The sequence below is a fragment of the Pseudomonadota bacterium genome (assembly GCA_026388255.1).
GTDB lineage: Bacteria > Desulfobacterota > Syntrophorhabdia > Syntrophorhabdales > Syntrophorhabdaceae > JAPLKB01.
In genome coordinates, this window is sequence record JAPLKC010000125.1 from 1 (window position 1) to 11601 (window position 11601).

Consider the following 11601-nt stretch of genomic DNA (forward strand, 5'->3'; position numbering starts at 1 on the left):
GATTCCTCGAAGCTCTGTTTCGGGGAGCGCAGATTCCCTCGCCCCTTGAGGGAGATGGCAGGGTGAGGGGGGGGCGACCCCGCCCATAAGCGAGGCCGATAAGTCTTTATCTGTTTCAATCCACACCCCCGCGCGGGGGGCGACATACTTCTTGCATCTATTCAAAACAAAACAACAAATTATGTGTTTTCCGCGTGTCCCGCCAAAATCACTGTCTCCTTATTAGGTTGTCAAAGAACTACTTTAAAAAAACCTCGTTATCTTAATACCTTACAACTCTTGCGAATACCCCTGGAAAAACATGTCAGCTTGGGGTTCGCAGACCTTTTTCATGCTATTAACGGCCCCTCCTGATCAATCGTTTCTTTTGCGCCGATATGCTCGACCCGCCGTCGCCAGTTAGACCCAAGGTAGTAGAAACGCAGGCTGTCTTTTTCCTGATTGATCTCATCCGTAAGCCGCTGTTTCAAAACAGCCCACTGTGCAGGATCGACAATACATTCAAATACGGAATACTGCACACGCTGGCCATAATCCTGACATGCTTTTGCTACACGATTCAAGCGCCGGGAACCTCCGGGGTCTGTCGTCGCAACATCATAACTGACTAATACAAGCATTTTTCCCTCTTTATCTTTAATCTGTTATTTCTTTTATTCACTATTCACTGCCTCTTTCGCTGTCTTTTTCACTTCCATATAAACGGCGGATATCCGTCCAGATCGCCCCGCAAATACCGGGCCATGAGGAGCGCCTGAATATGGAATATTATGCCGATCATAACTTTTTCACCAAGAAAAGGATGGGTAATTTCTTCCTGTTTCCTTTCCTGGTAGGCCACAAGCAAGGTCTTCCTTGTATCATCGTTCATAATGACAGCCCCGGAATCCATCTTTTTGAAACCCTTGCCCTGAACCTGTTGAAGGTTAATAAGTGAAAGCGCAAGTCGGTCGGCAATAAAGGGTCTGAATTCCTCCATCAGGTCGAGGGCAAGTCCCGGTCTTCCTGGCCGATCCCGGTGGAGAAAACCTACAGCCGGGTCCAGTCCCACCGTTTCGAGAGCAGACCGGACATCGTGCATCACAAGCGTATAGATAAAGGACAAAAGACAGTTTACGTTGTCGAGGGGCGGTCTCCTGTTACGTTCATCGAAACGGAACGTCTCTTTCTGCGCAACAATCAGATGATCAAAGACGCTGAAATAGATATGCGCCGAGTCCCCTTCTAATCCCCGCAGGACATCCAAGGGATATTCCTGATCGAAAAATTCAAGCTGCCGGTTAAGCCGCATTACGGCGTTACGCAGCTCCTGTTCATTGATCTTGTTTCCATGGTCCCGAAGCGCCCTTTGCAATATGGTCCGGCAATTTGTAATCTTTCCGGTAAGTATGAATTTGGCAACCCCGGCAGAAAATGCAAGGTCATCTGCCTTCCGGTACTGCTCCCGGCGGAGAAGAACATTCCCTGAGACAGCCCCCTGAATCTTCGCCAGAAACCGGCCATGTTCCGTTAAGAAACTCAATGCTACCTGATTTTCAGCGCAAAAACCCATCAAAAAAGGACTGCACCCGACATTGCCGAAACAGACAATCCCGCCGATGGTGTGTACGGGGATGCGCAGACGTACCTCGCCGTCAATCTTGACGACGACCGTCTCCCCTTCTTTGGAAAGGTACGCCCCCTGCGTGGTCACATAAAGGGTATTGAGATGTTTTTTCATGGCGACTCCATCATACGCATGAGATAACGCTTTACAGAAGAATGTTTCCCTATCTTTTCCGGCAGACATTCCCCGATGAGGGAACAGCTTTCACAGCGCTTCGCATAAACCGGCGGCGGCGTTGTACCGGAGGCGATCAACAGATGAGCCTTGTCTGCTGTTTCCTCAGTTTCCTTGCGAAGGACTTCATCAAAAGCTACATCGAGACGCCTGCGTGTCTTGCCATAAAAAAGAGCCCCTTGAGGGACTGCAACAGACAGCATCTCTTCCAGACAGATGGCCTGCGCGCAAAGTTGCACCGAATCACAGTAGTCCGGTTTGGGTTTGCCCCGCTTGTACTCCACAGGAAAAGGCTGCCAGGTCTGCTTGTCAATCCGGTGAAACTCCACCACATCGGCCTTGCCGATCAATCCCAACCTCAAGGATCGCAACGGAACACCCCTTGCAATCCTCACATTACCCCTTGACTCGTCCCCTTCCTCATGCACACGCTCGTGCATGATCCTGCCCTCGGCAGTGAAGACGTTCTCATTCCAGATCTGTTCAATATGGATCAATGCACATCGGCGTTTACAATAGTAAAAATGAGCAAGCGCCGAAATCATAATGAGATCATCCTGGGAATCTTTGCTTTCGGTATAGGTCTTATAAGTCGTATTGGTCATATAGGACCTATTGTTTCCCTTTTCTTGTTTGTGACCGGACACGGTAGAGCCTTTCCGTGAATCCGCCCTCCTCCAGAAATGCCTTTTCCAAAGCCTTCAACTGCTGGTCGAGGAGATAGTTTGCCTGGTGAATCACACAAATCGCAGCATTAGCGGCAACCTCGGCAGAAGCTTCGGGGGAAGAGCTTTCAAAATAGGTCTTATAGGTCGAATAGGACTTATTGGACCTATACGCCAAAGCTCTGACTTCCTTCGCTTTGGCGTGATCTTTGCCCCAAAGGGGCAAATCTTTCTGCCGCAGAAAATCCTGAAAATCAAGGAGTAGTTCTTCCAAGCTTGCCCGTGCCACACCGATGAGCTTAAGTTCAGTCTTCTTCGAAGTACCGGAGGCCATACTGCCCTCGGCAATATTCTGCTTGCCGCTCCGTGCCGCCTGCACCATCTGGTCATGAGTTCTTGACCGCTTGTTGATAAAGCGGTCGCAAAATACCGTCGTGGCGTCGTAAATAATCTCCGCCATCTGGTAAGACTTCAATTCGCGATATCCTCCGTGAGGCGGGATGAGGGTTTCAGTGGACATGGACTATCCTCCTCGTCATACTACACATGCATCCCCAATGCCCTGCTTGATCTCTTCTATAGAAAGAATACCTGCCATATAGCCGATGAAATCATCATAGGCATAAGTCCACTTATATATTCCCGGATGCCCTAAAACTTCGGGAATGCGCAGATCGTCGAGACGATAGCCCCATATTTGCACAGATGATTTTTGTATGTCCCGCCAATTAACCGGGAGATGGCTCTCCAGTTTTTTAACCATTTCCTCGCCAACAATAACGATTCGAGTGTCAGACGCAATGACCCGAAAGTCCTTTTCAACTTGCGGAAACCGCAATCCTTCTTCCGACTTCAGCAGTGAATTTGAAAAAGTTCCGGCAAGCCGGATTTCACGTTTAAGAGCATTTGTGCAAAGATCGGGGGATATTAGACACCCTTCCGAGATTAGCTCAAGCAAAACCTTAGAAGAATCGCTCATGCCAGGATGCGTTTTGAGAAGTTCCTTTTCCTTGAGCACAATAGTCCAAACGGTCTCCGCATTAATATGGTTGTGGCGATTGACCCGTCCTGCGGTTTGAAGCAGGGAAACCAGAGAGGCTGCTTCACGCACCCCGGTTTTGAAAGAAAAATCAATCCCAGCTTCGACACATGAAGTGGCAAAAAGCGACCAATCGGTATCGTTCGTATCCGCCAGCCGTGATTTTATTCGGGCAAGTGTTTTATCCCGGTCAAACGGTGTAAGTGCTGTGGATAGATGCTCTACAGACGAGCGCTGATAACACCTTTCATACTCGCGCGCTGCTGCTGCTGTGCTCTGCACCGTATTCAAAATAACTATTCGTGGTCCAGGAAGAGACGCCACCCATTCTACGAGTTCTCTTGTTCCAAGGGGGGTGTCATGGAATTTGTACGTTATCCGACCTTTTTCATATTTTGCCAAACGGTCGCGCAATTCCATTGGCATGATTTCCCTGATATCCGGTTTTTCCTTGTCGAATTCCTCAATATTCCAAAAACGGTTAAGCGAGCCGGATGCCAGAACCCAATAACTTCCCCACTCATGTGCGAAACCCTTGATCCAGCGCCACGCCAACGGCAGCAACTTGGCAGGTAGCGCTGCATGGGATTCATCAATGAAAACTGCACTGCCCGGCAGATTGTGAAGCCGTCGCAATGTGGCAGGAGTGTTTGACGCCAGTGTTTCAAAGAAACTTACTGCTGTGGTCACAATAATCGGGGCTTTCCAAAGAGCTGTGAATTGTCGGCAGTGTATATCTTGAAAATCCGCCCGATGGTGCAACTCCGCAACTACCAGTTCCGGATTCTCACCAGGGAGGACAAGCGCCTTACGATATATTTCAACGGATTGTGTGATAATGTTGGTAAATGGTAAAACAACAATAATCCGTCGAAGATGGCGTTTCTCCGCCTGCGACAGCAGATGTGCCATTACCGCTGTAGTTTTGCCCGTTCCAACCGGACTATCACAAGAGACGATATTTGCTTGGATTGAGGCATCGCGGCAGCCCATATAGACCTCTGAACGGAGACGCGAACGGTCATCATCTTTTTTCAGGGTCTCGACATATCTGTCCAGTGAGGCCAAGCGCTCAGTCGGACGTAATGCGACAATCGGCTCATCAGCAGTCTGATTTTGATAGTGGATAGCCGTGTCGGAATGGTCACCGTCAGCAAGACAGGAGAGTGCAATGCGGAAAAAAAGAGATGCGTCACCCGTTACTACATCGGCAAATTGTCCTCTTTCCCCCGTTGACAGCCAAGTTTCCTCGTGTAAGCGAGAAAGTTCGGGAAGCGTTCGGTTCACCCTCTCGAGGACATCATCATCCCTAAAAAACTTTGCGCAGCGATTCTTTTCCTCCACGAAATCGGGCAACCCGATATGATGAGAACGGACAAGAGCGGCACCGGATATAACTTGAAGCTTATCCAACAAGTATGCGGTTCCGGCATCGGTGTGCTGGACCGGCAATTTTTTCGCCTTGTGTTTTCCGGACAGCACTTCCTGATTTTCATCGTCCAACTTCCCTAAGTCGTGAAACTCCGCAGCAAGGGGAACGGCATTCCTAAGAATCTCTCCATCGCAGGACGCATACCGGGCCGCCTCGTCAGCCGCCTTGGTAGCCCGGTTGACTACGCCGTCGACATGTGTGGCGTAGTCTTGAGCCGGGATTCCTCGCTCTGAGTCAGGACTGTGTGCCAACAACATTAGATATTACTCATCAAATCATCGAAAGAAACCTTTTCCTTTAAATCAGCCGGAAGACTATCCGGCACATTGTAATCGCTCCATGCGGTCGAAGGCTTCTCGGGATCGTCTCCTTTGCGTTTTGGAGCCAGAGCATCAATTAATTTCCAATCGGCGCAACTGCCAAGAGAATTCTGGTGCTCCATATACCAGGCGTGTCGTATGCGTACATCGGGGCGGATTGCAGAACGGGTGTGATCGTAAGCGTAAGGAATGAGCGCTTTGAGCAAATCAATATCTTTCTGTGTACACCCGGACTTGCGTGCATGGCTTGGATTGATGTAAAACGGCATACAATAAACGCCATGTTCAACCACGCGATAGGCAAGGGGGGCCATGCCTTGAGTTTTGCCTTCCTCCACTCCGGCCTTATTTGTATTGGTGTGTCGTTGAATTAGGATAGGAGCTATCGAAAGCCCCATCACAAATTGAACAACGCCGGTTTTGATATATCCCTTATTCCCGCCTTCTTGGAGAAAGGTGTTTCCAAAAATACGACCATCCCAATATTTCCTAACAAATGGGCTTTTTAAAAATTTATCTTGATTAAAATCCTTTATGTCTTCGCCCATTTCTGCGATTATATCCCCTCTAACGCGGCCTCTTGATTCGAGAATCTTGAAGTCCTCCTTAATAAACCCCAGTTTTTTGCACACGGCATTAAATACCTCCCCATCGGCATCTTCGACTAAATCGCGAAGCTTGCGTTTGAAGGAGACCGGAGAAATTTCACCAAGACCATTCGGGCGCTGGCGTGGATCACTCTCACGGTCAGGATCACCATTAGGGTTGGAATTTACTACTTCGATGACCAAAAGGCCGGTAGCACGTTTTATGTTGTCGTTCATAATATTCTCCTTTTCAGTTATTTGTAGGATCTTCTGTTTGTGCATTGCTGGAAATGTAACCAAGAAGCAATTGCGCTCTTCCCGGATCGTCAAGACGGGTTGGCAATGCCATATCACGCAATTTACCTTCGAGTAGCCCAAACTCCTTGAGCACATATCGTGAAAGTCCGGCAGATTCCGTCGCATTTGTTCTGGCCCAACCCAAGTATGGCACAATACGTAAAGCCAGTTGAGCAAGCGCTTGTATTGGGCTGTTAAGCGCAGCAACCATCAAGGCATTACCGAGTAGTTGAGGGGGAAGGCTGTTCTTACGAACCTCCTTGCAGTATAACGTATGGAGTTCATCGGCAAGTTTTAGCATTCTTCCAACAAGATAGGGCGGGTTATTCATATAAGCCTCCTTTCCGATGCCAAGCTTCCAGAGCAGAATCCCTAGAATCGCCGGCATCAATTGTTTGTGTTTATTGAATCCGTCGAGTTTAAATACCTCATTACGATGCAAGCTGTTTCCCAATGAAAGAAAAAGCCCTATACCATTCTGCAATGCCACCGTCAGCAAATGCGGAACTATACGTTGGATTGTGCTCTCATCGAGCAAAAGTTCAATACCGTCAGATTTTTGGGCGGCTTTGACCTCACACTTGGTTGTTCCATCTTGCTTCCAAACACGATTGAGACACTCAGCTATCTGGAGCGGAAAAGGCGTTTCCGTACTGGACAGAACAATCTCTCCCTTTTCCTTACCCCATGCCTTTATCCGCACGGAAGGGATATTAGAGCAACCTTGTTGCCATTCCTTTGCGGCGTCTTCCAAACGCTGTGCAGAATAATTGCGATGGAAAACCACTTTGGTCTTGGCACTTGTATTGTCCATTTTGCGAAGAGAAAATACCCGAAGTTCAATATCCTTGAGAGACAGCGCCAACCCCTTGAGGCTTTTAATAATATCTTTTGCGTAATTTTCAAACCGAGCTCCACTGTCGTCCACCTTGCGTGCTCCAAAACATGCTGCAAGCATAATAGGTGCTTTAGGCATAATTGCAGGATAGGCAAAGATTAATTCTTTCCCATCAGCACGACCCCAGGTTGCCCCCTCACGCTCTTCAGAACCTAACCATTCGAGAGCACCCTTGGCGCGCTTACGACTGTACGCCCCTATCCGAAAGGATTTGTCATCAATCGTCCCATATCGATATTGACAAGGCGATTCGCTGTTCATTGCCCGGAGCTTTACTTTCCCGATAAAAGGAAGTTTTACATCAGGCAGCTTACCATCAGATTCATTACTTTCAAAACCAAAGGCATCATCCACTTGATTATCAGCTTTAATCACGATAGAAGCGTGGGTTTGAAGGAGACGTATGTTGATCCACCCGATAGTTTCTTCGTTTGCCACCGGATACTCCTCCCAGTCCGGCACATCCAGAAACACCGATATCGAGCCCCGATCGTCTTCTGGTTTCTTGCCTGAGGAGCCTTCGTGGGCTAAAACAGGAAGAAGGAACGAGACATTCTGGCCTCTTTCAAGGGCCGCCCATATGCAGGATTCCAACCCCTGAAAGAATCCGGTATCGTCACCCTTCCACGCGCTGACCCTTTCGAAGAGTTTTTTCACAGAAACAAAATCCTCGGGAACATCTCCGCATTGCTGCCGTAATTGGTCAGGCGTTTCTCCCAGACATTTGGACAACTTCTTAGCGGTTCTTACATCCCAATTTTGAGATTGCGTTTCGATGCACCAGTTTTTGAGTTCCACGAGATCAATTGTTTCCTTGCCTTCCCGCCACTTTTTCAAGCGTTTCTTCCTATCTTCATTTGCTATGCGATAAAGCGGCTGAATATTGAAGCCCGGAAAGGAATTGCCGTTGCTTGGCTCCCACTTTCGAAGATACTCAGCCACACCCTCTTTCATCGGTTCAATTCCTGAGATAGAGCAATCGGAATTAATCAAAATTTTGTAGCATGGTTTCTTTGGCGTAGCGTTTGGCAGAGGCTTCAAATCTTTGTGCCAGTCACGTGGGGTAATACCCGCCTTCTCAAGCGCCACAGAAAGGTGATAAAGTTCATTCAGCATATTAGCCTCCTTGCCCGGAAAACGTCATCACTCCAGCAGTTATCTTAATGTCCTGTTCATAGGTGAAGGCACATCGCGACGCATAGCCTTCGGAAAAAACTTCCCGCAACATAGAGGGAATAACCATGCTGATATCTGCCCGTACTTCTGTTGTTTCACGCAATGCTCCGAAATAGCTCGGCCCGAACTCCTTCCATCCCAGGAACGGTATGGTAAAACATTGCCCTCGGTTGAGACGGCGGCCAAAGATATCCCGATATGCATGTCCTGGCGATGTTGTTTTCCCATCCCATTGCTGCGCCTTGTCCGGCACTCGATCTTTTAATGCCTTAGGGATTGGCAACACCTCCGCGTACAGTTTATAACAAACGTCAATTAGTACCGTCGCCAGAAGTTGGAATCCACCCCCGCCAGCAATGACACCTGACTTCCGAAGAGGCCCACCATAGTTCGTCTGGTAGTTATGATATTGGACAGGAGCACATATTTCTACTTTTGTCGGAACAATATGCACCGCTGGCCCCCACAGAATCGATTCAAAAATGCCCTTAACCGCTGAATACGTCGGTACCGGATAACTTACAGGGCAGTCGCCCGTATCCGGGCGTGTCCACATTGCTGTGTTTCCTGATATTTCCATTTCAATCTCGTAACCCTTACCCATCATACTTAATCACCTCCATTTTTCTTTAGCATTTGCAATCAAACCCCCACCTCCCCGCTCTGAATTCCTCCGCAAAGCCTCTTGCCATTTCCGCAACATTTTTCAAATGGTCTTCGAGGGGCTGCCATTCCTCCTGTGGGCTTCCCGGTAAACTATGAGCGTAGTATTTTCGAATCATCTATTTCCCCTTATTCTGCCACAGGGGCTCACGTCTGTGCACCTGAAGGTTCAGTCATCAGCACAGCCCCTCTTCAAGAGATAAGTTATTATCACGTTTATTATCACGTTTAATGGTTATTATCACGTTTTCGCCACGCTTGCCCGTACAGAGTTTGTATCCTTTCTCAAGCGGCTTAAACGTTCTTTCATTTCGGCAACCTCTTTTTATCCTTCTGAGATATTGCCAGATAGTTTTCCGATGTGACAACCTTTTTCTTTGTTTCCTTTTCCAATTCCTGACGGGCATCACCGGCTATCCGACCGCCTTTTTTGGCGGCGGTACGGTTTTCATCAAATCCCTGGGCATCCTGGGTTTTTGTAATCTCAGTTGTGGCAGCTTCGCCGAGCATTGAAAAGATCAGTTCAAGGTCGGTCATGTGATCACACAGGTTTTCACGTTCCAACCCCTTCAAATCTTTGTATTCTGGTGGAGTCAGCCCGAAGGTGGCTTTGGATATCTCGGCAGTTAGAATGGCATATTCATGTTCGGCCCCGACTTCTCTATTCTTCCATTCTTCGGTCAATTCGCCGCGAACAGCAATTCCCCGCATCCTTTTTTCTATCCAGTCATCAGAATAACCCTTTGCTTTATAGAGAGCCCGGGTTCTCTTCGTTCCCAGTTCAGGGTCTTCAATCTCCTGCACCCGTTCATATCCAACCTTTGCCAGCCAGCGTTTGAATGGTTCTGCCTTGGGTGAGGGAATGGACTGGATGATGCGGAAAATCCCTTCCGTGTTGGCACAATTGACCTTCTGTTTTCCACCGGGAGTTTCGATCCAAAGGGGGGTGGCAATTTGCCCCCACCCTTTGGATAACTCTGCGTCACGACGACGCATATCTTTGATATACCCTGATGGGTCTATTGAATCTGTCTGCACAGTAACGACATCAACAATGACAAACCACCACTCACTGTTATGAATCGTCTTTCTGATTTCCTTACCTTTAAAAACCGCTATGTGAGATTCCAAATTATGCCTCCCTTATGAAATGTCGAATGTCGAGTGTCGAGTGTAGAATGTCGAACCTTGAAAATGTCGAATGTCGAATTGCGAATGTCGAGTAAAACCCTTAAAAATGTCGAATGTCGAACCTTGAAAATGTCGAATTTCGAGTTTCGAGTTTCGAGTAAAACCCTTGAAAATGTAGAATGTCGAATTGCGAATGTCGAGTAAAACCCTTGAAAATGTCGAATGTCGAACCTTGAAAATGTCGAATTTCGAGTTTCGAGTTTCGAGTAAAACCCTTGAAACCCAAGATGTTTTTTCATTCGTAATTTGACAATCGTCATTCGTCATTTCTTCTTCCTCTTGCTGTTTTCTTTGATGCTACAATAATCGCTACAAGCTGCGCTGCTTCACTTTTGAGGTTTTTTAGGGTAGCATTGTCGCCAATACCCAAGCCCTCAAGTATTTCCAGCCAATATACTGATTCGTCGGCTTCTTCTTCAACTATTGACAATTTTGCAATAAAATCAGCCCTGGATTTTGCCCGGCATACAGCCCGATAGTTGGCTCCAACTGAGGATGAGCTTCTTATTAACTGTTTCCCAATAACCAGGAATTCCTGCGTTTTAGGAAGGCCAGCACAAAAACGGATTGTCTCAATCGCAAATCGTTGTGTTCTTTCTTTAAGCTTATTTACACTGTCATTTGTCATTTCCTACGTCTCCCCTTTGAAATGTCGAATTCCGAATGTAGAATGTAATCCCTGAAAACCAAAATGGTTTTTTTCATTCGTAATTTGACAATCGTCATTCGTCATTTTTTCACTATTGAACCAACTTCCCCGTGTTATTGTATAAAAAACTCTACAACTCTAATCTGATTAATACAAACAAAAAATTGAATCTATGGAAGTTATATACTATGGCACTGACAACAGTATGTCTAAAATTGAAACCCTTCAAGCAACTCAGGATAGTTAAGCTTTTTCTTTATCCACTTCATTAAGTATTGCTTCAAGCTCTTTTTTAATGCTTCCCCGGTTTGGCCGTTCATTGGTGTCTTTATGAGGAGTTTTTTTCGGATGGATTATGAATTTGTGTATTGTGGCAGATAGTTTTTTGAATTTATTAATCAGTTCTTCGCATTCCCCGGCATCAATATATCCCTGGTCGAGGGCGATATACAATTGGCTCCGCACTATTCCGCATGACCCTTTAGCGATTGAGAGGAGCCGGATAAATTCTTTATTGTCGCCGCATTCTCGACCTTCTGCTATATTGGACATTATGGAAACGGATGCCTTTCTGATCTGATCGCAGAGGCTAAAGTCTTTTGAAAATGCGGGTTGCTGTGTTATGTCGTATATGTTGTTCGTAAGTCTTCGTGCTTCCTGCCAGATTTCAAGGTCTTCAAAGTGCTTGCCCGTCATTGTTCTCCCAACATTGTTTTAATACAACCATTTAAAAATATAGTGTTTCTTTGACTTTAAAAAGTATACTGTCGTTTTAACTCTTCAATCAACAGTTTTAAGCGGCAATTTAATGCAATTACCGGGTGGAATTTCCTGAGTTTTTTCAGATGTCAGGTCGGAACGCTTTTTCTTGACGAAAGGGTTACCAAAAAATGCTCGAAGTCGA

At 46.9% G+C, this 11601-nt stretch carries 11 protein-coding genes; all 11 read right to left on the bottom strand.

The annotated features are described in order from the left end of the window. Positions 1 to 329: 329 nt before the first annotated feature. Complete coding sequence (cas2, locus tag NT178_17630) at positions 330 to 620, bottom strand: CRISPR-associated endonuclease Cas2 (protein MCX5814342.1); 291 nt, start codon at positions 618 to 620, stop codon at positions 330 to 332. Positions 621 to 688: 68 nt separating this feature from the next. Further along, a complete protein-coding gene (gene cas1c, locus NT178_17635) occupies positions 689 to 1720 on the bottom strand; it encodes a type I-C CRISPR-associated endonuclease Cas1c (protein MCX5814343.1) in 1032 nt (343 codons plus the stop codon). Beyond that, positions 1717 to 2385 carry a CRISPR-associated protein Cas4 gene (cas4, locus tag NT178_17640; protein MCX5814344.1) on the bottom strand — a complete coding sequence of 223 codons (669 nt, stop codon included), beginning with the start codon at positions 2383 to 2385 and terminating at the stop codon, positions 1717 to 1719. Before cas4 ends, cas1c begins: the two co-directional genes overlap by 4 nt. Positions 2386 to 2392: 7 nt before the next feature. Next, positions 2393 to 2965, bottom strand: coding sequence for a four helix bundle suffix domain-containing protein (locus tag NT178_17645; protein ID MCX5814345.1), 573 nt, complete (start codon positions 2963 to 2965; stop codon positions 2393 to 2395). Positions 2966 to 2980: 15 nt separating this feature from the next. Further along, entirely contained in the window at positions 2981 to 4987 is a 2007-nt protein-coding gene (locus NT178_17650) for a CRISPR-associated protein (protein MCX5814346.1), read from the bottom strand. Positions 4988 to 5172: 185 nt separating this feature from the next. After that, entirely contained in the window at positions 5173 to 6060 is an 888-nt protein-coding gene (locus NT178_17655; protein ID MCX5814347.1) for a type I CRISPR-associated protein Cas7, read from the bottom strand. 13 nt (positions 6061 to 6073) lie between these two features. Further along, positions 6074 to 8134, bottom strand: a complete 2061-nt coding sequence (locus NT178_17660) for a hypothetical protein (protein ID MCX5814348.1) — start codon at positions 8132 to 8134, stop codon at positions 6074 to 6076. Position 8135: 1 nt separating this feature from the next. Beyond that, positions 8136 to 8798 (bottom strand): CRISPR-associated protein Cas5, encoded by a 663-nt coding sequence (gene cas5, locus NT178_17665; GenBank protein ID MCX5814349.1) that lies wholly within the window; start codon positions 8796 to 8798, stop codon positions 8136 to 8138. A gap of 365 nt (positions 8799 to 9163) precedes the next feature. After that, the gene (locus NT178_17670) at positions 9164 to 9988 is read right to left on the bottom strand and encodes a Bro-N domain-containing protein (protein ID MCX5814350.1); all 825 of its coding nucleotides are present in this window, start codon (positions 9986 to 9988) and stop codon (positions 9164 to 9166) included. 316 nt (positions 9989 to 10304) lie between these two features. Beyond that, a complete protein-coding gene (locus tag NT178_17675; GenBank protein ID MCX5814351.1) occupies positions 10305 to 10676 on the bottom strand; it encodes a four helix bundle protein in 372 nt (123 codons plus the stop codon). A gap of 264 nt (positions 10677 to 10940) precedes the next feature. Continuing rightward, the gene (locus NT178_17680; GenBank protein MCX5814352.1) at positions 10941 to 11393 is read right to left on the bottom strand and encodes a four helix bundle protein; all 453 of its coding nucleotides are present in this window, start codon (positions 11391 to 11393) and stop codon (positions 10941 to 10943) included. Positions 11394 to 11601: the final 208 nt, after the last annotated feature.